Annotated in this window: 19 protein-coding genes; 8 read left to right on the plus strand and 11 right to left on the minus strand. The window is 60.2% G+C overall.

Annotation, left to right across the window (positions count from 1 at the left end):
• Window positions 1-118 precede the first annotated feature (118 nt).
• Window positions 119-553 carry a peptidoglycan-binding protein LysM gene (gene lysM, locus CLV41_RS11045; protein ID WP_103222401.1) on the minus strand — a complete coding sequence of 145 codons (435 nt, stop codon included), beginning with the start codon at window positions 551-553 and terminating at the stop codon, window positions 119-121.
• A gap of 387 nt (window positions 554-940) precedes the next feature.
• Between lysM and CLV41_RS11055 the strand changes: the two genes are divergently transcribed.
• From CLV41_RS11055 to CLV41_RS11075, 5 genes are all read left to right on the plus strand, one after another.
• Window positions 941-2,464 carry an ABC transporter substrate-binding protein gene (locus CLV41_RS11055; protein ID WP_103222403.1) on the plus strand — a complete coding sequence of 508 codons (1,524 nt, stop codon included), beginning with the start codon at window positions 941-943 and terminating at the stop codon, window positions 2,462-2,464.
• Window positions 2,465-2,633: 169 nt separating this feature from the next.
• Window positions 2,634-3,551, plus strand: coding sequence for an ABC transporter permease (locus CLV41_RS11060; protein WP_103222404.1), 918 nt, complete (start codon window positions 2,634-2,636; stop codon window positions 3,549-3,551).
• Window positions 3,551-4,474 carry an ABC transporter permease gene (locus tag CLV41_RS11065; protein ID WP_103222762.1) on the plus strand — a complete coding sequence of 308 codons (924 nt, stop codon included), beginning with the start codon at window positions 3,551-3,553 and terminating at the stop codon, window positions 4,472-4,474. Before CLV41_RS11060 ends, CLV41_RS11065 begins: the two co-directional genes overlap by 1 nt.
• Before the next feature lies 1 nt (window position 4,475).
• Entirely contained in the window at window positions 4,476-6,323 is a 1,848-nt protein-coding gene (locus tag CLV41_RS11070; RefSeq protein WP_103222405.1) for a dipeptide ABC transporter ATP-binding protein, read from the plus strand.
• Complete coding sequence (locus CLV41_RS11075; RefSeq protein ID WP_103222406.1) at window positions 6,313-7,683, plus strand: lyase family protein; 1,371 nt, start codon at window positions 6,313-6,315, stop codon at window positions 7,681-7,683. The genes CLV41_RS11070 and CLV41_RS11075 overlap by 11 nt, the downstream gene beginning before the upstream one ends.
• Here CLV41_RS11075 and CLV41_RS11080 read toward each other — a convergent pair.
• The 3 genes from CLV41_RS11080 to CLV41_RS11090 form a co-directional block, all read right to left on the minus strand.
• The gene (locus CLV41_RS11080; protein WP_103222407.1) at window positions 7,590-8,570 is read right to left on the minus strand and encodes a LysR family transcriptional regulator; all 981 of its coding nucleotides are present in this window, start codon (window positions 8,568-8,570) and stop codon (window positions 7,590-7,592) included. The genes CLV41_RS11075 and CLV41_RS11080 overlap by 94 nt on opposite strands.
• A 137-nt stretch (window positions 8,571-8,707) precedes the next feature.
• The gene (locus CLV41_RS11085) at window positions 8,708-10,750 is read right to left on the minus strand and encodes a C1 family peptidase (RefSeq protein WP_170107169.1); all 2,043 of its coding nucleotides are present in this window, start codon (window positions 10,748-10,750) and stop codon (window positions 8,708-8,710) included.
• 114 nt (window positions 10,751-10,864) lie between these two features.
• Window positions 10,865-12,838 (minus strand): DNA/RNA non-specific endonuclease, encoded by a 1,974-nt coding sequence (locus CLV41_RS11090; protein WP_103222409.1) that lies wholly within the window; start codon window positions 12,836-12,838, stop codon window positions 10,865-10,867.
• Window positions 12,839-13,120: 282 nt separating this feature from the next.
• Between CLV41_RS11090 and CLV41_RS11095 the strand changes: the two genes are divergently transcribed.
• Window positions 13,121-14,602 carry a protein adenylyltransferase SelO gene (locus CLV41_RS11095; protein WP_103222410.1) on the plus strand — a complete coding sequence of 494 codons (1,482 nt, stop codon included), beginning with the start codon at window positions 13,121-13,123 and terminating at the stop codon, window positions 14,600-14,602.
• A gap of 191 nt (window positions 14,603-14,793) precedes the next feature.
• Window positions 14,794-15,222 carry an HIT family protein gene (locus CLV41_RS11100; protein ID WP_103222411.1) on the plus strand — a complete coding sequence of 143 codons (429 nt, stop codon included), beginning with the start codon at window positions 14,794-14,796 and terminating at the stop codon, window positions 15,220-15,222.
• Window positions 15,223-15,650: 428 nt separating this feature from the next.
• Here the strand turns inward: CLV41_RS11100 and CLV41_RS11105 are convergent, their stop codons facing one another.
• The 4 genes from CLV41_RS11105 to CLV41_RS11120 all read right to left on the minus strand — a co-directional run bounded on the left by CLV41_RS11105 (window position 15,651) and on the right by CLV41_RS11120 (window position 18,254).
• Window positions 15,651-16,301 carry a glutathione S-transferase family protein gene (locus CLV41_RS11105; RefSeq protein WP_103222412.1) on the minus strand — a complete coding sequence of 217 codons (651 nt, stop codon included), beginning with the start codon at window positions 16,299-16,301 and terminating at the stop codon, window positions 15,651-15,653.
• Between the two features lie 36 nt (window positions 16,302-16,337).
• Window positions 16,338-16,700, minus strand: coding sequence for an AzlD domain-containing protein (locus CLV41_RS11110; protein WP_103222413.1), 363 nt, complete (start codon window positions 16,698-16,700; stop codon window positions 16,338-16,340).
• Window positions 16,697-17,458 (minus strand): AzlC family ABC transporter permease, encoded by a 762-nt coding sequence (locus CLV41_RS11115; RefSeq protein ID WP_103222414.1) that lies wholly within the window; start codon window positions 17,456-17,458, stop codon window positions 16,697-16,699. The genes CLV41_RS11110 and CLV41_RS11115 overlap by 4 nt, the downstream gene beginning before the upstream one ends.
• A 91-nt stretch (window positions 17,459-17,549) precedes the next feature.
• On the minus strand, window positions 17,550-18,254 hold the full coding sequence (locus CLV41_RS11120; RefSeq protein ID WP_103222415.1) for an SDR family oxidoreductase: 705 nt from the start codon (window positions 18,252-18,254) through the stop codon (window positions 17,550-17,552).
• 214 nt (window positions 18,255-18,468) lie between these two features.
• Here CLV41_RS11120 and CLV41_RS27955 point away from each other — a divergent pair, with 214 nt between their 5' ends.
• Window positions 18,469-19,884 carry a patatin-like phospholipase family protein gene (locus CLV41_RS27955; RefSeq protein WP_208987456.1) on the plus strand — a complete coding sequence of 472 codons (1,416 nt, stop codon included), beginning with the start codon at window positions 18,469-18,471 and terminating at the stop codon, window positions 19,882-19,884.
• Between the two features lie 116 nt (window positions 19,885-20,000).
• Here CLV41_RS27955 and clpA read toward each other — a convergent pair whose 3' ends face one another.
• The 3 genes from clpA to CLV41_RS11140 form a co-directional block, all read right to left on the minus strand.
• Window positions 20,001-22,448 (minus strand): ATP-dependent Clp protease ATP-binding subunit ClpA, encoded by a 2,448-nt coding sequence (clpA, locus tag CLV41_RS11130; RefSeq protein ID WP_103222416.1) that lies wholly within the window; start codon window positions 22,446-22,448, stop codon window positions 20,001-20,003.
• Window positions 22,449-22,460: 12 nt separating this feature from the next.
• On the minus strand, window positions 22,461-22,793 hold the full coding sequence (gene clpS, locus CLV41_RS11135; protein ID WP_068416230.1) for an ATP-dependent Clp protease adapter ClpS: 333 nt from the start codon (window positions 22,791-22,793) through the stop codon (window positions 22,461-22,463).
• Window positions 22,794-23,191: 398 nt separating this feature from the next.
• A complete protein-coding gene (locus CLV41_RS11140) occupies window positions 23,192-23,524 on the minus strand; it encodes a phasin family protein (RefSeq protein ID WP_103222417.1) in 333 nt (110 codons plus the stop codon).
• Window positions 23,525-23,660: the final 136 nt, after the last annotated feature.

Consider the following 23,660-nt stretch of genomic DNA (forward strand, 5'->3'; position numbering starts at 1 on the left):
CCTGTCCTTCCCGAGTTCGTTCCTCGCTTTCAAGTCAGCTCGGCGCGCGTTCGGCAAGGGTCTGATCCTCTTGATAGTCCCCGGACCGCGGCATGTGCCGCGGCCTGGAACAATGCCCTTAAAGGGCGGGAATGCGCAGGACCTGGCCCGGGTAGATCTTGTCCGGATGGGACAGCATCGGCTTGTTGGCCTCGAAGATCGCCTGATACTTGGAACCGTTGCCATAGGCCTTTTCAGCGACTGCCCAGAGCGTGTCGCCCTTTTCGACCCTGTGGAAGGTCGCTTGTGGCTCGCTGGTCTCGACCGTAATCTCCTCTTCGACCTTGCCGATACCCAGAACGTTTCCGGCGGCGAGGATCAGCTTTTCGCGCGCTTCCTGCGTCGGCGCCGCCCCTGCGATCTTGACCGTATCGCCGTTCACCTCGACCTTGACGTCGCCGTCCAGTCCGAGCGCGGCAACTTCCTTTTCGATGGCATCGGCGCTCGCTGCCGGCGCTTCATCGTCGCCGAAAAGCTTTTTGCCGGCATCCGTTACGAAATCGAAGAAACCCATGTCTTTTTCCTTTTAAACGTGCACATGCGAAAACCTGCCAATCCACCTGAATGGAGGCAATTTCACGTAACGGAATCATATTGCAGAATTGTGGAGTGTACGGAAAGAAATTTACGCCCCGCGTCCTGAGTGATCTTGGATTCAAGACGCACGCGGCCGAGCCGGTTCCGACAGACGGCACATTTGAGTATGTCACCTGTCCGCTTAAGCTCCCTGACCCGAACCAGCTCCTTTTTCATAAGGCCGTGCTCCAACGAACGCACAATCCCAATCATGGCTGCCGCTCCCGATTGCTGCAAAAAACGCAATTAACTATCGCTTTATTGCAATTGTTGGAAGTCCCCGGCCCGCTTAGTCTACCGCCTGAACTCATGGGAGGAGTACAAGATGCTTACATACATGCGCATTGCCGCGCTCGCGGCAATGATGCCGTTCATGATTCCGGCCGAAGCGAGAGCTGACAAGGCGGATGACACGATGCGTGTCGCGTTCGGCGAAGAGATCCTCAATCTCGACTACAACAACACAACCAAGCGCGAATACATCATCCTGTCGGACCTGATCGACGAAGGTCTTTTCGACTACGATCCGGAAACAAACACCTACATCCCGTCGGTCGCCACCGGCTATGAGTATCTCGATCCGCTCACGATCGAGGTGAAGCTGCGCGACGGAGTGATTTTCCACGACGGAACCGGCCTCACAGCCGAGGATGTGGCCTACACCTACAACTGGGTCATAAGCGAGGAGAGCGAGAGCGCCGCGAAAGGTACGATTGAACGCTGGCTCGACAAGGCGGTTGCCGTCGATGACAAAACCATCCGCTTCCATATGCTCGAGGAATATCCGCTGGCGGTTCGCGACATGGCCAATCGTATCCAGATCCGCAAAGCCGGCACCTACGACAACGACCCGAACGCCGCGGCGACCAGCCTCGTCGGCCTCGGCCCCTACAGGGTAGAGTCTTTCGAGCCCGGCAAGGAAGTCGTTCTGAAAGCCTTTGACGGCTATTTCGCTGAAAGCCCGAAGCAGCCCGTCTCTATCGGAACAATTGTGATCCGCAGCCTTCCGGACACCGGAACCCAGCAGGCCGAACTGTTTTCGGGCGGCATCGACTGGATGTTCAAGGTCTCGCGCGATGTGGCTGAATCCATGGGCGCGGCTCCCAACATCGATCATGTCGTGTCCACCGATCTGCGCATCGGTTTCCTCGTGCTCGATGCCTTCGGGCACACGGACCCGGAAGGCCCGCTGACAAACGTCCTCGTGCGCCGGGCCATGAACCATGCCATCAACCGCGACGAGATAGCCGAGTTCCTGATGGGTGGCGGTGCACAGGCGGTCCATACGGCATGCCACCCGGCGCAGTTCGGCTGCGATCAATCCGTCGCGGAATACGACTACGACCCGGAAAAGGCCAAGGCCCTTCTGGCCGAAGCCGGATACCCGGAGGGGTTTGACCTCGAGCTGTGGTCCTACCGCGACAAGGCTGTCGCCGAAGTCGTCCTGGCGAAGCTCCAGGCTGTCGGCATCAACGTGTCGCTTCGCCACGGCAAGCTTGCTTCGCTGAACGAGGCACGTGCCAACCGCCAGATCCAGGCCTATTTCGGGACATGGGGATCGGGCGGCACGCCGGACACGGCGGCAATCGCCCGGGTGCACTTCAGCGCCGACACCGACCGCAACATGTCCAACAACCCCAAGGTCACCGATCTCGTTCTGGCCGCCGAAGTGACCGGCGACCAGGAAAAGCGCAAGGCGCTTTACTCCGAGGCGCTGTCGATCATCGCGGACGAGGCTTACTGGGTCCCGATGTTTTCCTACGCGCAGAACTTCCTTGTAAATTCGGAACTGGAATTTCCGACCTACGCGGATGGTCTGCCGAGGCTTTATCGCGCAAATTGGAAATAACGGCGGACGGCGCACCTGGATCAACAGACCTCCAATCGGTCTCGATTGGAGGTCTGCAAGATGATCGGCCTTAAAGTGTCAGAGCATCTTGCCGGCGTTCAAGCGAACGCGGGATGAGCAGGCGCGCCGGACTGTCCCAGATTTTTCTCCGACCCGTAAAGTCCGCAAAATGTTGAAATACTCCCTGAAGCGATTGTCGCTTGCCGTCGCGGTGGCCGTTATCTTGTCCTTCGTGACCTTCCTGTTGCTGAACTTCGCCACCGATCCCGCCCAGGCAATCGCTGGCGAAGACGCCGAGCCGGAAGTCGTGGAGCAGATCCGCAAGACCTACGGCTTCGACCGTCCGTTCCTCGTGCGCTACGCCGAGTGGGCCGGCGGTGTGCTTCGCGGAGATTTCGGCGAAAGCTACTACTGGAACAAACCGGTCGCGGAGATCGTTATGAACCGCACGCCGGTGACGCTGCTGCTGGCGTTCATGTCGATTTCCGTCACCATCATCATCGCCTTGCCGCTGGGGATCGTGGCGGCGTTCAGGCCGAACACGGCAATCGACCGGATGGCACTCGGGGTCGCCGTCTCCGCGCAGGCAATCCCGAATTTCTGGCTCGGCCTGATCATGATCATTCTCTTCGCGGTCACATGGCAGATATTTCCGGTCTCCGGCGACAGCTCCCTGTCGCATTTCGTTCTGCCGTCATTCGTCCTCGGCGCCAGCTCGGTTCCGGCGGTGATGCGCCTGACGCGGACCGGCATGCTTGACGTCATGGAGAGCGACTACATCCGCACAGCGCGGGCCAAAGGCTATCGAGGCTTTGCCCTCGTGCGCCGGCACGCTCTCAGGAACGCCATTTTGCCGGTCATCAGCGTTCTGGCGGTTCAGCTCGGCCACAAGTTCGCCGGCTCCGTCATCACCGAAACCATCTTCGCCATCAACGGAATCGGACGGCTGGCACTGGAATCGATCCTCGGGTCGGATATCCCCACCGTGCAGATGCTGATCTTCCTGTTCGCCATCGTTTTCGTCGCGATGAACCTCCTCGCCGACATCCTCAACGCGGTGCTCGACCCAAGACTGAGGATCGCATGATGAGCGATGCAAAGGCTGACATCTCTTATATCGAGGCAGACGCTGCCGACGCCACACCGGCGCCACTGACACCCGGACAGGTGCTTCGCATGCGCGCCCGGGGTCACCGCGGCCTCCAGATCGGCATGGCCATTCTCCTCGCCCTGCTCCTGATCGCCCTCTTCGCTCCGCTTCTGGCGCCGCACGATCCCTTCGCCCAGACCCTGTCGGCGCGCATGTTGCCACCGGTCTGGTCGGAAGGCGGACGCTGGGAATATCCCTTCGGTACCGACCAGGTGGGGCGGGACTACCTGAGCCGCCTGATCTACGGATCCCGGATCTCGCTACTCGTCGGCTTTGGCGCCGCGACCATCGGGATGCTGATCGGCGTGACCCTGGGCGTTCTGGCGGGCTTCTTCGGCGGCCGGATCGACTATGCCGTGAATTTTGTCCTGACGGCACAGCTCGCGCTTCCGGGCCTGCTGCTCGCGATGGCCCTGGTTTTCATCATCGGGCCTTCGGTCTGGGTGGTCATAGGCATCGTCGGGGTGCTGCACTGGACCTATTACCTGGTGGTCACCCGGTCGGCGACGATGCGGCTTCGGGAGATCGATTTCGTCGCCGCCGCCGAGGCCATCGGAGCATCGCGACTGCAGATCCTGTTACGGGAGATCCTGCCCAATCTCGTGCCACAGATCCTGGTAATTTTCACATTCGAACTCGGCGTGGCGATCCTCGCGGAAAGTGCGCTCAGTTTTCTCGGAGTGGGCATCCCCCCGCCAACTCCCTCCTGGGGGCTGATGATCGCGGAAGGCAAGGAAGTGATGTTCTTCCGTCCGTGGCAGGTCGTGCTGCCGGGGATCGCGATCTTCCTGCTTGTGGTCGCGGCCAACCTGGCGGGCGACGGCCTGCGTGACATTACCTCGCCTGAAGGGAGGAACTGAGATGTCCGACACAGTCATCGACGTCGCAGACCTGTCCGTCACGCTGGATACGCCCAACGGGCCCCTGAATGCCGTGCACGAGGTGAGTTTCAACCTCAAACGGGGAGAAAGCCTCGGGATCGTCGGCGAAAGCGGATCGGGCAAGTCCATGACGGCGCTCGCGCTCATGAACCTGCTCCCGCGTTCGGCGGCAAGAAAGGCCGGGCATCTCCGGTTTCTGGAAGATGAGCTGACCGGGCTTACGGACCAGGACTTCGCGCGCCGCCTTGCCGGGCAGAAGATAGGGATGATTTTCCAGGAACCGATGACGTCGCTCAATCCGGTCTACAGCGTCGGGCGCCAATTGACCGAGGGTGTCGTGCGCGCCGGTCTGATGGGCGAAGCAGAGGCTCGTCGCCTGGCCCTGGATCTGATGGACCGCGTTGGTCTGCCTGATCCCAAAGCGCGTTTCGACCAATATCCGCACCAGTTTTCCGGCGGCCAGCGCCAGCGCGTGATGATCGCCATGGGTCTGATGTCGAAACCCGACCTGATGATCGCCGATGAGCCCACCACGGCGCTCGATGTGACGGTCCAGGCGCAGATTCTTACACTCATGGCCGATCTTCAGCGCGAATTCGGCATGGCGATGATCCTGATCACCCACGATCTGGGCGTGGTTGCCCAGACAGTCGACAAGGTCGCGGTGATGTATGCGGGCGAATTCGTCGAAACGGGGCCTGTGCGCAAGGTGCTCGGACAACCCAGGCACCCCTATACGGCCGCTCTTTTGCATGCGGCGCCGGAGCTTGGCAACGAAAGGCGGCGCCTGTCCGCGATCCCCGGACGGATCCGGCCGGTCTACGGGGAGCGCACAGCCTGCATTTTCGAAAACCGCTGCACCATGGCTGAGGCCCGCTGCCGTGCGGCACGCCCCGGTCTGCAGGCAGCGGACGCCGGCCACGGCTACCGCTGCATCATGCCGCCGCAGCAGGTCAGGGTGTTGGCCGAAAAAATGCCGTTACTGCCCTCCGCCACGGTTTCGGGCGGTGAACCGGTGATCGAGATCTCGAAGGTGGCGCGAATTTTCACCACACGCCGGACTGCCTTTCAACCCGTGCAAAGCCTGCGCGCGGTCGACGGCGTGGACCTGACCGTGTCGCGCGGCGAGACCTTTGCCCTGGTCGGTGAAAGTGGATCCGGCAAGAGCACCCTTGCGCGCATGCTGCTTGGCCTGGACACGCCGAGCGAAGGGGATATCCGCATCTCGGGACAGCCTGTGTCCGAACTGAGCGGGCTCAATCGCGCCAGGCTGGTTCAGCCGATCTTCCAGGATCCGTATTCCTCTCTCAACCCGAGGCGAAGCATCGGGGAGACAATCGCGCAGCCGCTTGCCATCCATCGCATCGGCACACGCGAGAGCCGGCGCGACAAGGTGCGCGGCATCATGGATCTCGTCGGTCTGCCCGGGGCCTTTCTGCACAATTATCCCAGCCAGCTTTCCGGTGGCCAGCGTCAGCGTGTGGCAATCGCACGCGCGCTCATCATGCAGCCCGAGATCCTTGTCTGTGACGAACCGACATCGGCACTCGACGTCTCCGTCCAGGCCCAGATCCTGAATCTGCTCGCGGATCTGAAGGCGGAAGTCGGCCTGACGCTCTTCCTCATCACCCACGATATCGGTGTCGTTCATCAAATTGCCGACCGTGTGGCGGTGATGAAATCGGGCCGGATTGTCGAGGCCGGATCCTCGGCCGAAGTGCTTCAATCGCCTAAAGAAAATTACACCCAGGCGCTGCTGTCCGCGGTTCCCTCAACTGCGCGGGCCCTGAATAGCGAACCCTCGGGAGAAGAAATACATGCTGGCTGAAACACAAACCGGTTACTTTAGCGACGAGAAGCGCTGGCAGTCCTGGCTGGATGTCGAGGCCGCGCTGGCGCGCGTACAGGCCGAGGCAGGCGTGATCCCGGACTGGGCCGCCCGGGAGATCACCGCCGCCGCGCGGCTCGAGAAACTCGATGTCATGAAGTTTCGCACCGAAATCCGGCGAACGATGGCGCCCGTCCACGCACTCTCCCGCAGCCTCGCCGATGCCTGTGGCGACGCCGGCGCCTGGGTGCACTGGGGGGCGACGACGCAGAACGTGATCGACGCCGGGCGCCTCCTTGTGTTGAAGGAGCTGCAGGCTGATCTCAAGGGCGGCTTCGCCCTGGCTCTTCACCGCATGGCCGGCCTGGCGGAGACCCATGCGGAGACCGCGATGGTCGGACGAACAAACCGCCAGCACGCGCTCCCCATAACTTTCGGTTTCAAGGTCGCCGGCTGGATCGACGAGTTCTTACGCGTTGGAGAGCGGATCGAGGAGTGCGAACAGCGGCTCTTCCAGCTGCGCTTCGGCGGCGCGATCGGTGCGTTTCAGAGCCTCGGAGAAAAAGGGCCGGCGCTCTCGGCACGGCTCGCGGAGGAGCTGGGACTGAAGTCCGCTCTTTATGAAGGCCGTGCCCAGGTGGACACGCTGATTGAGTACATCTCGTGTCTTGCCATGCTCGGCGTCGCGGTTTCCAGGATCGGCAACGACCTTTATGTCCTGATGCAGACCGAGATCGGCGAGGTCACCGAGGATCTTGGCCACGACGTCGTCGGCAGTTCGACCATGCCGCACAAGGTGAACCCCAAGCTGGTGGTCGCGCTCACGTCGGAGGCGAACCTCCTGCGAGCAAAGGCGGCAAGCGCATACGCGGTGACACCGCCAAGCCACGAGGGAGACGCGGTCACCAATCGCGAGCTGCGCATCCTCGTCGAAGAAACAAGCCTGCTTGCCCTGAGCGTGACTGACCGCCTCGCCGGTATCCTGGACGCCGTGGTCGTGGAAACCGGTGCGACGAACCGGAACCTCGCCTCATCGAGCGACGGGACGGCCCTTGAAAGCGTGATGATGCGCCTAGCTCCCAAGCTTGGCCGCGCTGCCGCCCATGATGCTCTGCATGCGGCCGTAACGCGCGCCAGGACAACGGGCGAGCCGCTGGACAGCCTGATCCTGAGCATGCCGGAGATCGAGGGCGCAATTGACACGGCGGCGCTCAAGCAGCTCTTCGATCCACGCCGGAACACCGGTCAGAGCGCGGCGATCGCCCGTCAGTTCGCGGTGGCGGGCAGAGAGCGGGCCGGCCGGCTCGAGACGGCTTCGGGCGCGAACCGCAACACCCGGGCCAGTGCAGGGCTGGAGTAGCAGCGTTCCGTAAGCCATGCCCGAATCCGGTTCGAGAAATCGCGCGTTGCCACCGACGTTCTCCCCTTGCCGGTGACCAGGCAATAGTCGGTCCACATGTCCGGCTCAAGCGGTCTGAGCACCAGGCGTTCATCCTCCTGGAGACCGGCATGAATTCTGTCGGCGAGCGTCACGCCGAGCCCGTTGCGCACGAGATCGAGCGCTGCCGCGCTTGAGCTGGTCTCCGACACGATCCGCGGCGCGAAGGAGTGGGACATCGCCATGGCGTCGAGGCGTTTGCGCCAGCGCTGCGCCGGCCGCAAGGCGACGAAATCCTCATCGACGATATCCTGGATGGTGAGCGTTTCCCTGTTCGCGAGCCGGTGCCCCCTCGCCATCGCCACCTCGTAGCGCGCGCTGACGAGCGGCTCGACGTCGAGATCGACGATCGCGTTTTCGACAGGAAGGGACAGGATGCCGAGATTGTATTCCCGGGCCGCCACCTTGCTCTCCAGATCGAAGCGCGTCTCGATGTTCAAGACGCTGCGCACCCCCGGGTTCTCCGCCTGCCAGATCGCCAGAACCGGAGAAAAGACGGAGATCGCCAGGGGAACCGTACTGACCAGCCGGAGCGGATCTGAATCGACCGACCGGACCTGGGCCGCAATGTCGGTGAGCCGTTCCAGACCTTCCAGAATGTGCTGGGAGCGCCGCAGGAATTCACGCCCCTCGCCGGTCAGGTCGAGATTGCGGTTGCGCCGCGAAAACAGCGTCAGCTTCAACTCGTGCTCGAGCACGCCGATCATGCGGCTTGCCGCCGACGGGCTCATTCCCAGCCGATCGGCGGCCGACGCGAGCGAGCCCGTCCGCACGATCATTCGAAAAAGCTGAACGGATCGCAAATTCATTGCGCGAACATACGTGTGTTCCCGCCGCGCGCCAAGTCATTGCGGCATCGGTATGGCAGTCCGGGTTTGCGGAGAAGCGCCTTCGGCACCCGCCCGATGCTTCTGGAACGCACACACGCGCAATCGGCAAAGCGGATCTATTCCACCAGAAGACTGTCGCGGTCCTCATAAGCGGACTCGAACCCGGCAGCGGGCTTTTCGCCCAGAATGCGCTTCAGCAGCATGTCGAGTACATCCGTGCGCAAATCGAAATCCCGGTGCGGCACATCCAGCGGATAGATCTCCACACCCGGCTCACCCGCCAGGACCTTGGCCGGTCCGCCGAGAGCCAGAAGATTTGCATGCCATGCCTTGTCGATATCGCAATAGCTAATCCCTCCCGTTTCCATCCCGGCATAATCCCCGTTGGCCCGCCTTTCCGCGATCGCCAGGACCCGTGTCCACAACTGCGGCCAGTTGCCGGTGTATCCGGGAAGAGGCCTGTCGTCCTCCATGGCCTCGGCGCTCTGCAGATAGAAATCCAGATGCTCGATCACCGCATCCTCACCATGCGCCCTGCGGCTGAGCGGCAGGTCATGGGGATGAGCCAGCCGCTCCAGAAAAGATTGCCGGACAGTCTCGACCGGCAGCATGGGCGAATAGAGACTGATCGACGACAGGACGGGATGCCGGCTCCAGTGCTGCGTGTGCGACAGAAGCGCGGCAAGCAGTGACGCTCCAAATCCATGCGCCGACAGGTGGTAGGAGACCTCGCCGCGGCGATGACGGTCGCCGAGCGCGTCGAACAGGTCGTTCAGGATATCCAGTCCTTCACCGAGCCGCCCGTCGCCGTTCCCGTAGACCACCGACATGGAACTGCGCTGAATTTCCTCCACGATCCTGAGCGCCGACGCCGAGAGACGGCCTTCGATGCGCCTGTCTTTCTCCTGACTTTCACCCAGCCCGGCTATGACGTTGGCACGCTCGACCTCAGCCTCGACCATGTCATGCACGGTGGAAGACAGTTCGTTTTCGACGGTCACGAAGAACGGATAGATGCCGTTGCTCTTGAAGACCGGCACCGCATCGCGAATTGCGGTCATCGTCGCGTTCTCGTGGCGCTGCAGCCCCATGAAATGGACGAGAATATGCTTGTATTTGGGGCTGTCCTGCAGAATCCTGACCGTTTCCTGGAGCGTCCTGGGATCAACATGATACGCGCCATAGCGGTCCAGACGGCCGCGCGATGTCGACGCGATATGTCCCAGGACATCGAACCGCGTCGGCGGTGTGGCCGGCCGCAGCGAGTCCGCGTCGAAGGCGCCTTCTCCAATCCGTAGTCCCCGGCTCCGGGAGGACATCGGGTTGACCGCCGTCGACTGGCTGGTGACCTGCACCGCCAGCCTGAGCACCCACATATCGACGACATTTGCCGACCAGTCCTCGTAACTCCACAGAGCCACACCCTTGTCGCCCCAGGCGGTCCCCCAGGAATTTTGAACAAGGAACCCCTCTTCGGTGTAGCCGATCAGGATGAAGGCGTGACGGCCCTTTTTCTCCGCTTTCTTTTCGCCGAAAGGAATGCGTCCGCTATCGGTTGCCCAGCCCGGGTGCAAGTCGGCCGAGGCAAGGACCAGTCCGGCTTCGTTGAGTGCGGCATGCACGTCCGACAGCCGGGGACGCACGCGGTAATAGGCACCGAGTTGCACCCGGCGCGCGCTTTCCAGAATTTCGCGCGTCATGTGCCACTGCTGGCCCGAGAGCCCCCTGGTCACCGCCTCGGCACACGCCCCGTTGAAATAAAATGCTTTCAGCGCGCCTCGGATCGACGAACCCGAATAGGATTCGCCGGGGAATTCGTCATGGAACCGGGCAATGTTGTAGAGCATGTCCGCCGATGCCCACGAGCGCCGGTCTTCCGCGGGGAGCGCCGCATCCGCGGGCAGATTGAGCATCCGGTCACGCGCGCGCAAATGATCGATTATCCCGGCCAGCGCATGAGCGGTGCAACTGCCTTCGCTTCCCTGGTCGCGTATGCGCCCGTCGCTCCACCACGGCGCGGCCGCGTTACGCGGATCTATCCGCGCCGCCAGACCGGCCAGAGTGGGCTTATAAAGATAGTCGCGGACATCACCGACATCGGCGCTGGTCTCCAGCAACCGCGTCTCACCGAAAAACAGAGTGGAAGGCGGCTTACCCAAATCGGTGTCCCCCGGCGCGCAGCCTCGAGCCATCCAGCCCCCGCCGAACTGCGGTTGGCGGGGGCTGGATGTTGACCTGTGGCGGCATCTTTTTAGCGCTCATCGAAGGCAGGCCTAACCAGCTTCCACATCCGCAAGAGAGCCGAGCGGCTTGATGTGATCGGAGGAACCGGTGAGGAGGCCCGTCACGGATTCCAGCTTTTCCTTATGCTCGGCCCGCATTTCCGGGGTGACCGCGAACGTGTCCGCGTCCCGAAGCGGACCGAAGTCATGCCCCGCGAGCCGTTCCAGCTCCTCGATCGTCACCTGGTATTCTTCGAAACCCTGCCCGAAGACCAGCTCAAGGTCCTTTGGTTTGACAAGATGCTCCTGGGAGAGAATGAAGGCCTGCGCCTGAAGCACACGCCGGTTCGACCGTCCGCGCCGCGTTCTGCCGATCGAGGCAAGAACCTTCCAGAAACGCATCGGCACCTGAATGCCGGAGCGTTTCTGCACCGGGTCGCCATCATCGAACAGGCAGCCGACGAAAACCGAGATCCTCGCATCCGCATCGTCCGTCTTGTCGAGAACATGCTCCTCGAGCTTGAGCCATATCTTCTGGTTCAGATTTTTGTGCTGGGGCGCGATATTCGGGAAATACATGGAATCCCGATTGGCCAGGTCGGCCTCCGCCTTGGTTCCCCAGCAGGGATCGAGCCGGCGGATCAGGTGGCCACGGTCCAGGTCGTTTCTGGAATAAAGGTCTTCCCCCGCCTGTTTGTCTTCCGCAAGCCTGGGATCGAGCTTGAAGGAGTTTATCCTTCTCGGCCGGCGAAGTTCGTTTCCGTCGATATTGGCGGCCGCGTAAAAGGCGAGCCGACGTTCTCCGTTTATGACGGCCGAATAATGGGTGTATTTCAGTTCGGTGTCACCGGAGTGCGTCCGCGCGAGTTTGAGAACCTGCACACTGTTCAGTTCCGGAAGCGGAACCCGCAGGGAGCCGTCGCCGAGGAAGTCTGGCTGATAGCCCTGCCTTCCCTCGAATAGCCGGGCGTCTTCCACCGAACCGGAACCGTTCGATCCGCCGGCTGACTTCGTGTCCTCGTCTTCGTCGCCGGTTCCGGTTTCGAAATAAACGGAATGACGCGTCAGGATATCGGCGACGGCGTCAATCTTGACGGCGTAGTTCTGCGTCAGCGCGCTTCCGGCGTAGTGAAGGCCGATGGCCCCCCCCGTATCGACATCGATAATCATCGAACCGGAATTGCCGCCAAGTGTAGTAGCGTTGTGAGTGAACTCGGTGGACGAGTGGTTCTCGTCCATGATCTCGCCGGGTGCGAACCGTTTCACATTGTAGATATCGTTGAAATACCGGTCCATCGCGTCGATGGGATTGTCGCGGATGGCTTTGGCGGGATAACCGATGACGCCGATTGTCTCCGGTTTCCGCCCGCCAAGCTGCAGAGAAACAGGATCGGCCGTGTCGCGCAGGGCCGTCTTGTCAATCCTGAGAATCGCCACGTCCGGCAGACCGGTCGGTTCGATATGCAGGATCGAGGACACCAGCATCTCAAGTTGCTCGTCGGACTGATGCTCCTCTCGCAGGTCCATATAAACTTTTATACCGCGCGCGAAACCCCAGCCCTCGTGCCTGAGCTGGGCGAAATAGGCGGCAACATGCCGGTTGGTGACGAATGTGTCTTCATTCACCCGCCAGCCGGTGCCGATCCATTTGTTCTGGGGATCGTTGACCAGATCGACCCGGCCGACATTCGCGATCGCCCGATCGATCACGTCGCGTCGGTGAAGAAGAATGTCTTTCCAGTTTTGCAGCTTGGGCGTTTCGAAGGTGCCGTTTTTGACCAGCAGCGACGGATAGCCGGTGCGCATCACGATCGCTTCGGTATAGGTTGGCGCGCTCAGGTCGGTCTGTCCCTTGCGCAAGCGGTCGACGGCTTCTTCAAGCGTGGCGGGACCACTCCTGGCCGTGACGCCTTCGAGCATCTCATCCTGCAGGAACGGCGCTTCCGCGACGATCTTGCTCTCGTTGTTGAGAAGACTTTCAAGCGCTTGACGGTTTTCAAGCTGGGACTGGAAAACAGTTTTCATGACAGATACCCAAATGTTTGAACCAAGAATAAGAAATAACTGATCGGAAAATTCGACCCTGAGGCGATAAAGGCAAAATATACACTAATAGAGTTCGGATTTACAGTTGTAAATTTGAACTGCCGCAGTCGTTTCGCATGATGTCGCAAAGAAGCGGCAGCCGGATCTTGCGGCAAGCAAACCTGGTCCGCGGCGATGTTTAAATTTGCAAAGGGGCGGAAACACCGCTTACGGCACCTATATGTCTCCTATAATCAAGCAGACCAACCACCGGATTCGCATATGACCGCCACACCTCCTCTCTTCCAGTTCGACAATTCCTATGCCCGGGACCTGCCCGGTTTTTATGTCGATTGGGAAGGGGCAAAGTTTCCGCAGCCCGGGCTGGTTCTCTTCAACCGTCCTTTGGCGGAAGAACTCGGCCTCGATCCGGCTGCTCTGGAAACCGCCGAGGGAGCGGCGATCTTCGCCGGCGTGAAGCAGCCGGAAGGCGCCTCTCCCCTCGCCCAGGTCTATGCCGGCCACCAGTTCGGCGGATTTTCACCGCAACTTGGAGACGGCAGGGCCCTGTTGCTGGGCGAGGTCATCGACACGCACGGACGGCGGCGCGATATTCAGCTCAAGGGCTCGGGACCGACGCCGTTTTCGCGCGGTGGCGACGGCAAGGCGGTCATAGGCCCGGTGCTGCGCGAATACATCATCGGCGAAGCCATGTACGCACTGGACATCCCGACCACGCGCGCCCTGGCCGCCGTGACAACAGGAGAAACGATCTACCGGGAGGGCCCGAAACCCGGCGCTGTCCTTGCTCGTGTCGCCGCAAGCCACCTGCGCGTCGGCACCTTCCAGTATTTCGCGGCTCGCGGAGAAACCGACAAGGTTCGACTTCTCGCCGACTATGCCATTTCCAGGCACGATCCGGATCTTGCCGAAGACCCGGACCGTTTTCTCAAGTTTTTCCGCCGTGTCACGGAACGCCAGGCCGCGCTGATGGCCCGCTGGGTACTCGTCGGGTTCGTCCATGGCGTCATGAACACCGACAACACGACCATCTCCGGCGAGACCATCGATTACGGTCCTTGCGCCTTCATCGATGCTTACGACCCGGAAGCCGTGTTCAGCTCCATCGATCACGGCGGGCGCTATGCTTTTGCCCGCCAGCCGCAAATCGCCCAGTGGAACCTCGCCCGCCTTGCGGAAGCGCTGCTTGCCCTGATCGAGCCGGAAGATATGGACAAGGCGGTGGATCTGGCCGGTACGGAACTCGCCCGTTTCCCGGAGCTCTACAACGCACACTGGCTGGAAGGCATGCGCGCCAAGCTCGGGCTTGAAACGAATGCGGAAGGCGACATGGAGTTTTTCAAGGCGCTGCTGACCGTGATGGCCGAACAGGGCGTCGATTATACCCTGTTCTTCCGCGCGCTGGGTGAGGCTGCGGAAGGTGCGCCGGAACAGGCACGCGCACTCTTTGTCGATCCGACGGCCCTCGATCCCTGGCTGGCCGAATGGCGGAAAAGACTGGACGGGAAAGGAGTTGCACCGGACCACGTCAGGACCCGCATGGATGCGGTCAACCCGCTCTACATCCCCAGGAACCACAAGGTGGAAGAGGCGCTGAGCGCCGCCGAAACAGGCGTCTACACAGCTGCCAGACAACTCCTTGACGTTCTAAAGACGCCCTTCACCGAAAACCCCGACTTCGAAGCCTATTCACAGCCGGCGCCGGACTCCTTTGGCCCCTACCAGACCTTCTGCGGCACCTGAATCGGGGGGACCCATGCCAGGGCAAAGTGGATTTTTCTGACCCGTCGCACCCTGCAGGAAATTTTGCGCTGACGGTAAAGGAGCACCGGCGGCAATCACTTGCCTCTTGCCCCCTTCCCGCCTGTCCGACTAATCTCGCGCCAACAGCACAAGCTGACCGATCCTTGCCTTTCAGACCGGAATTTTCAGATATGCCCACGCCCGCCTACGACGACCAGAATGTCTTTGCCAAAATCCTGCGCGGCGAATTGCCGTGCCACAAGGTTCATGAAGATGACATGACGCTGGTCATCATGGACATCATGCCGCGCGGAGAAGGGCATATCCTGGTGGTCCCGAAGGCCCCCTCCCGCAATATTCTCGACATCGCCACCGACGATCTCAACGCCGTCATGGCGACGGTCCAGAAGATGGCACGCACCCTGATCGAGGCATTCGATGCGGACGGCACGACCATCCAGCAGTTTTCCGAACCGGCGGGAGGACAGGTCGTTTTCCATACGCATGTCCACGTGATCCCGCGCTTCGACGGCGTGCCTCTGAAACCGCACACCGGCGAGATGGCCGACAACGATCTGCTCGCCACCCAGGCGGAGAAGATCCGGGCAGCGCTCGGCTAGGGTGTGGACTCATAAATGAAGATGAAATGGTTTGAGTCGAATTGGTCTTCATCAAGGAGCGAAAGCGCAGGAAATGTGGTTCATTTTCAAGCCTTTCGCGACGCTCGAGCATCCCGTGTTCACTCGAACACGGACAAGATGCTCGACCACTTGGCATGCGATCAACTTGTCGGCTTTCGTGTTCACACGAAAGCAGGTTGATCTTTGGAGGACCAATTCGGTCAAATTCGAAGGACATGGAAATGGCTTCACCCCGTGTCGTCAGCGTGCTTGACCGGGCAGAAAACCCGCTCCGCGCACGCTTCCTAACGGGATTTTGCCATTTCCGATGCCATTTCGTCTTCATTTATGAGTTCACACCCTAGAAGCACTTCCCGGTCATATTGGATCATTTGACCGGAGGTCTGTTGACCTGGCGCCCAAAGGCGTCAGGAAACACCTGCTTTTTCGGCCGCTTCCTGCTGCTCGGCCGCAAACCGCTGGTCGTCCTGAAGCACGGTTTGCGGCGCGGGACGCTGAAAGTAGCGATCGGTAAAGACCTTGAATTCCTCGAACTCCGGCACGATGCCGAAAGCCATGCCCCAGCGCAGCCCCGTGGCCCACAGAACATCGACAGCGGTTATTCTTTCTCCCAGCACATATGGCCCCGTGGCAAGCTGCGCGCGCATGGTTTCCATCACCGTGTCGTAGCTGCCATAAGCCGACATCACATGCGGGGTTTCCTCCCGTTTCATGGCGCGGTCGATCAGGGCCGGCTCGAAACAGGACGCCATATAGACGAACCAGCGCAAATACGGCCCGCGCAAAGGATCGCTCAAGGCAGGCGCCAGACCTTTGCCCGGAAAGAGATCCGCGAGATAGAGATAGATCGCGACCTGCTCGGTAACGATGGCCTCCCCGTGGCGCAGGACCGGCACCTTGCCGACAGGATTTATGGCGAGATAGTCCGGACGGCGGTTTTCGCCCAGCTTCAGATTGAGAACATTGAGTTTGTAAGGGGCGCCCAGCTCTTCCAGAAGCACGCGAACGCCGGTTGCGCGGGTCTGCGGGGCATAAAAAAGTTCTAATTGATCGGACATGCCGGCCTCTTGCGATTGGGTTCGGTTCCTTCGCGGTCAACCTAGCCTATCGAGGGCCAGCCATCCACACAGCAGGAACGCCTCTGCTGACAGGACGCCGACAACAACTCTTTGCCGCGCGGCGAAAAAAGCGGCGAAACCAACACCTGTCGCGGCCAGCCGGAGCCAGATAGGCGTTTCCGCCAGGATGCCTTGTGGAAACAGGATCAGTTTTGAAATAACCCCGGCGACGAGGGCGGTTGCCACGCAGCGAACCCAGATGAGCAGTTCGCCGTCCTCACGCAGCCTGCCTCCGGCGAAAACACCCAGCCAGCGCCAGACATCGGTGGCGAACCAGCCCGCCACCAGGATCATCACGAAGGGCCACCACCAGGTTTCCGTAAGGAGCGCGTCCGTCATGCCAGCCCCCTGCGGTAAAGCCGCGTGCCGACATAGGCCAGTGTGCCGCCTGCAAGACCCGTCCAGAGCAGGTCAAGACCGGGAAAATAGATGAAAAACAGCGGCCCCAGGGCCAGACCGGCGACCATGGCCACCCTGTCGGCATTCAGCCGGGAAGCCCCCCACAGCGAACACAGGAAATAGACCGGCGTCAGCAGGAAAAGCGCTCCCGCCACGATGTCCGGCAAGCGTTCGACAAGCAGATAGGCGATCGCGGTCATGCAGAAGACGAAACTGGAGACCGAACCGCCGAAGCCGACAAAAAACGGCAGGCGTCCTTCTCTCGGCAGGTCCGGCAGGTGTTTCATCGCATAGACCCAGGCTGTCACCGCGACAAAATGGGAGGCGACCAGAAGCTGCCAGTTACGGGTCTTTCCGGGGACCTTGATGAGTGGCATCAAAGCCATCGTCATCGGCATGAGACGAACGGAGGCAAGCGCAACGGCAAGTCCGGCCGGCAGCAGCCCCATGCCGGAAGAAAGCGCCCCTGTCAGGACCACGATCGACGGCAGTGCCCAGACAAGGCCGGTCATGGCGAGCGTTTCGGCGAGTGTCAGCCCGGTCTCGCGCGCAAGTCCGGCATAGCCGACAAAGGCCGCGGTGAGGATAAAAGCCGGAATGGAGATGGCGGCGCGCGCCCCGCGCAGCATCCAGACGCGACCGGGAACCGGCGTACCTGGCGGCGAATCCGGCTGCTCGGGTCTTTCAGGGACTGTCATTTCACAGGACTCGAAATAAGATAGATAGTAAGGGAGCCTTACCTTTTTCGCTCAAAGCTGTCCAGTCCGCCCGGTGGATAGATCGCCTGTCTCAGACCGATCGCGTCAGGCCGCCGTCGATCCGGATATTCTGCCCGGTGATATAGGCCGCCTGCTCGCTGGCAAGATAGGAAATCAGTCCCGAAACCTCATCCGAGCGGCCATAGCGGCCCATGGGAATGCGCGCCTTTCGATCGTCGGTTTCGGGCAGGCTGTCGACGAAGCCCGGCAGGATATTGTTCATGCGCACGTTTCGCACCGCGAATTTGTCGGCAAAAAGTTTGCTGTAAGCGGCAAGCCCCGCCCGGAACACACCGGAGGTCGGGAAAAGTGGGTCCGGTTCGAATGCAGCGAAGGTGGATATGTTGAGGATGGTGCCGCCGCCCTGGTCCGCCATCACCGGCGCGACAAGCCGGCTCGGGCGAATGACATTCATAAGGTAGACGTCCATGCCCAGGTGCCAGTCATCATCGGTTATTTCCAGAATGTCCCCCTTGGGACCATGGCCAGCGGAGTTCACCAGAACATCTATCTTTCCATAAGCTTCCAGTGACTTGTTGATAAATTCATTCAAGTCGTCGGCAACAAGGTTGGAGCCCGTGAAACCGATCCCGCCCAGCTCCTTCGCCAACGCTTCCCCCTTGCCGGAAGACGACAGGATAGCGACCCTGAACCCATCCGCCGCCAGACGTCTTGCAGCTTCCGCCCCCATGCCGGACCCGCCTGCCGTAATCAGAGCAACTTTTCTCTCGGACATCCCGTTTCTCCTGTCTTCAATGCGAAAGTTAGGGAGCCGGTCAACGATGCGCAAACGATTTGGAAGAATGGAATCGATCAAGGATGTGAATGGAAACGCCCGTGCACCGCACAAGTTTTCCGTCACGGCAGGCGTAAACCCGATTACAAAAGTCGTGAATTTTGATAACCTATACCCTTGATTGTTTTTTATTGTATTTTTGAAGGAAGATCCCATGCCGATCGGACTTGTACTGGGCGGTGGCGCCCCGAATTTGCCGCTGATGAGCGGCGCATTACTGGCACTGGATGAAGCGGGGGTTGAGTTCCAGGTGATTTCCACCACAGGCGCGGGCATGCTCGCCGGTCTGCTTTATGCTTCGCCGCAAAAAGCCGCTCCCGATGACGCCCTTGCCTCGACCCGCCGGGATGCCCTGAAAGCCACCCGCCTCATGGGCATCGACGATCTGATTTATCATTTCATGCCCATCAACTTCAAAATCTTCCAGAAGCCCGGCCCGATCGCGGAAGCCCTGGCCCCGGCCTTCAACACCTTCCTGTCTTCCTTTCCAAGGGAAAGACGGGACCAGCGCCTGATGGGAGACTGGCTGTCTCTGGTTGTGGCGACCATGATGCCATCCAACCTGAGCACGAAGAGCAAGGGCCTGTGCCAGGCGCCGTCCTGGATCGAGGCCATGGTCGATTTCGACGATCTGGTGAAAAATCTCGGCGAGACCCGCTTCCGCCTCGGCGCCTACAGCGTCGAGGACAGGGACGAGATCACTTTCAACCGGGAAGACATCACCATCGATCATTGCAAGGCCGCCCTGGCGATGCCCTTCATCTATGAGCCCTACAAACTCAGAGATCCGAAAACCGGTGAGGAAAAAACCTACCTGGAAGGATCCGCCTTCGATCCCCTCAAACTCGATCCGGACGATGTCATGGTCGAGCACGACGTCGACACCATCATCTTCTTTGACATCCTGGGTCACCGCAGGCTGATCGACGAGCCGCGCGACCTGACGGACGCCTGGGTTCAATCGATCATTGCCCCGCTCACCAGGCTTGCCGAAAACAGTGTCACTGCTTTCAAGTCGAAGCGCGCGCAGCATGCGAGGGACCGGTTCCTGACGCAGATGGACCGGATCATGGATCTTGCCGAAAGCGACCCCGAGGCCTTCCAAAAGCAGCGCAAACAGGTCCGTAACGACAAGGAGCTTTACGAGCTGGTGGATCTGCTCGGCAGCGCGGATGTCGATCTTGCGGCATTCGACAACCGCGCCCAGGCCTATCTCGACCTGAAGCCAGATCCGGAACTGGCCGAATTCGTAGGTTTGGCGCTAACCGACTACCGGGCCTTCGTGCTGAAGCGCGAAGCGTTCCTGAAAAAGCGGGAAAAGGCGCTCGGAGGCAAATCCGTTTGCAGGAAGACCCACAGCAGCCGCTCGGAACTGCTCAGAATGCCCTTCCGACGGCACATCCCGGAAGAGCATTGGCCGAATGTCCTCGACTGGAGCCACTCCAACATGTCGATGCTTTTCGACATCGGCTACGAGACCGGCAAAAGCTTTGTCGCCAATCACAGGGAGCGGCTGGAAAGCAGCATGGGAAAGACACTCGCCGGTGAACCGGAACTGGCATCCGTCTGAAGCAACAGCCCAGGGCCTGTCGATCGTTGGGAAAGACCTTTGGCAAGGACAAGCCTTTGTCGACAAACTGAAAAAGCCCCGGAAGGTTCCGGGGCTTTTTCATACGGTGAGCCGCGTTAATCGGCCAGCGGCACTTTGGGAACCAGGCTTTTCTTCGCAGATCCGCCTTTTCCTGCAGGCGGTTTCGTGTCCTTTGCGGCGACTGCCTTGGCCGCAGGCTTGCGCTTGCGTTTCGGCTTCGGCTTGGCGTCCGTCTTCGCCTTGCGTTTCGGCGGTATCGCGCGTTCCTCGATGCTTTCCAGCAACAGGCCTTTGCTGTCCTCGGAAACGGATACCTTGACCATACCGCCCTTTTTCAGCTTGCCGAAAAGAACCTCGTCCGCGAGCGGCCGTTTGATATGCTCCTGGATGATCCGGCCAAGTGGTCGGGCGCCCATCTGGTTGTCATAGCCCTTGTCGGCAAGCCATTTTACCGACTCATCCGTGAGTTCGAAGGTCACGCCGCGATCCGCGAGCTGGACTTCGAGCTGCATGACGAATTTCTCGACGACCTTGTAGACCACTTCCATCGGCAGATTGCCGAACGGAATGATCGCGTCGAGGCGGTTTCGGAATTCCGGCGTGAACAGCTTGTTGATCGCTTCCGTATCGTCGCCTTCCCGCTTCACGCGGTTGAAGCCGACCGGCATCTTCTCCATGTCCGCCGCGCCGGCGTTGGTCGTCATGATCAGGATGACATTGCGGAAATCGACTTGCTTGCCGTTGTGGTCGGTCAGCTTGCCGTGATCCATCACCTGCAGGAGGATGTTGAAGAGGTCCGGATGGGCCTTTTCGATCTCGTCAAGCAGCAAGACGCTGTGCGGATGCTGGTCGATACCGTCAGTGAGCAGTCCGCCCTGATCGAAGCCGACATATCCGGGAGGCGCGCCGATAAGGCGGGACACCGTGTGCCGTTCCATATACTCGGACATGTCGAAACGGATCAGCTCCACCCCGAGCGACAAGGCCAACTGGCGCGCGACTTCGGTCTTGCCCACACCGGTCGGGCCGGAAAACAGATAGCTGCCGATCGGCTTGTCCGGTTCGCGCAACCCCGCCCGGGCAAGCTTGATCGCCGAAGCCAGCGTTCCGATGGCCTCGTCCTGGCCGTAGACCACCCGCTTCAGATCCTTGCCGAGATTTTCCAGCACTTCCGCATCGTCCTTGGAAACGGATTTCGGCGGGATGCGGGCCATGGTGGCGATGGTGTTCTCGATTTCCTTCACACCGATGGTCTTGCGCCGCCGGGCCAAGGGCACCAGCATCTGCGAGGCACCGGTCTCGTCAAGCACGTCAATGGCCTTGTCCGGCAGCTTCCGGTCGGAAATGTATTTCGCCGACAGTTCAACCGCGGTCTTGATGGCGTCATTGGTGTAGCGGACCTTGTGAAAGTCCTCGAAATAGGGCTTCAGCCCCTTCAGAATGTCGATCGCATCCGGGATCGATGGCTCGTTGACGTCGATCTTCTGGAAGCGGCGGACAAGAGCCCGGTCCTTCTCGAAGAACTGCCGGTACTCCTTGTAGGTCGTCGAGCCGATGCAGCGAACCGCACCGGAAGCCAGGGCCGGCTTCAGGAGATTGGAGGCATCCATCGCCCCGCCCGAGGTCGCGCCGGCTCCGATCACGGTATGGATCTCGTCAATGAACATTACCGCGCCGGGATAGTCCTCGATTTCCTTGACCACCTGTTTCAGGCGTTCCTCGAAATCGCCCCGGTAACGGGTACCGGCCAGCAGAGAGCCCATGTCGAGCGAGAAGATGGTTGCGTTTTTCAGGACATCCGGCACATCCTCGTTGACGATACGATGCGCCAGGCCTTCGGCGATGGCGGTTTTGCCGACCCCCGGATCTCCCACGAAAAGCGGATTGTTCTTCGAACGGCGGCACAGGATCTGGATCGTGCGCTGGATCTCGCGGTCGCGGCCGATCAGCGGGTCGATCTTGCCGTTGATCGCCTTCTCGTTGAGATTGACGCAATAGGCTTCAAGGGCATCGGTCTTCTGGGTGGCCTTTTTCTCGGCCTCAGCACCCGGCAGCACATCTTCCTCGTCCGCCCCGTCCACCGGACGTGCCTCGGACATGCCGGGGCGCTTGGCGATGCCGTGAGAGATGTAATTGACCGCGTCGTAACGGGTCATGTCCTGGTCCTGAAGGAAATAGGCGGCGTGGCTCTCGCGCTCGGCGAAGATTGCAACGAGCACGTTGGCTCCGGTCACCTCTTCGCGCCCCGAAGACTGAACATGGATCACCGCGCGCTGGATGACACGCTGGAAACCGGCCGTTGGCTTGGAATCCTCGTCACTGTCCGTGACCAGATTGTCCAGCTCGGTCTCGATATATTCAATGAGGTTCCGGCGGATCGTGTCCAGATCGACATTGCACGCGCGCATGACCGCGGCGGCGTCCTGATCGTCCAGCAGAGCCAGAAGGAGATGTTCAAGCGTCGCGTATTCCTGCTGGCGTTCATTCGCGAAAGCCAAAGCCTGATGCAGGGCTTTTTCAAGACTGCGTGAGAAAGAAGGCACTTGCGTTTGTCCTCACTTTTTTTCCATGACGCATTGCAAAGGATGCTGATGCTTGCGCGCGAAGTCCATCACCTGGGTCACTTTCGTCTCGGCGACCTCGTAGGAGAATATTCCGCATTCCCCTACGCCGTGATGGTGAACATGCAGCATGATGCGGGTCGCCTCTTCCCGGTTTTTCTGGAAGAAACTCTCCACGACGTGGATGACGAACTCCATCGGAGTATAGTCATCGTTTAAAAGCAGCACACGATAGAGATTAGGCCGCTTGGTAACTGTTTTGGTACGGGGGATAACAACCGTTCCGGCGTCACCACCGTCATTGTCATAATCTGAACCCGCCGACATTGCCGTTTCTACCGCCTCTAAAACTCCGGCCATCACTTTACTCTGCTCCGGCCCAGCCGCAACCGGCCGGTCCGCAGTTCGGTCCCACAACGCAACCCGCGCCGCCGGTCGATATTTTGTGATGTTAATCCTGCCGCGCAAGTCGCGCTCGCGCAATGGTCGATTTCATCAACATTCCGGTATTCGGCGCATTTGAAGGATGCCCTTGTCCGTTGAACCTGAATGTAGGTGTCCGGAAAGGAATTAAAAGATGGGAACGAAAGGCATTTCCGGCATGTGCCCGGAAAGGCGGCCGCAACAGGCTGCGGGAGGGCAAATCTGTGCATATACGAAAAAACCCGGCTCATCCCAGCCGGGTTTCAGTCACTTCGCCTTTTGCCGGCGGATGTAAACGGCGGTTACTTCGCCATTTTACCGAGCACGCCTTCATAAGGCTTGTAAGCGTCCTTGGACAGGTCGGTTACCATTTCACCAATCTTGGTCATTTCTCCGACAAAACCTTCGTAGGAGGTCTTGAAATAGTCGGCCTGAGCTTCGAATGCCTTGTCGAGAGACTTGGAAGCAACCAGTTTCTCAACAGCGGCGGATCCGTCCTCGAAGGACTTTTTCTGGTAGTCGGCAACTTCAGCGGCGATCGCCTGAAAGCCCTTGCTCATGGACCCTAAGGTTTCCATGGCGATGTCCATGTTCTCTTTGCTCAGCTTCTGCATTTCTTCAAAGTTGCTCATCATACCTTGCCCTTTTCCGGCGAACCGGTTCCGGAGGCAGCACAACGGCCCAACATGCCTCCCCGGTGCGCGTGTCGCGTTACGCAAGGTTTTGTCGTAATGCACTGCACAATAACTGTCAAGGCGATTTTGCAGCGCA

This window comes from Roseibium marinum (assembly GCF_002906165.1).
GTDB lineage: Bacteria > Pseudomonadota > Alphaproteobacteria > Rhizobiales > Stappiaceae > Roseibium > Roseibium marinum.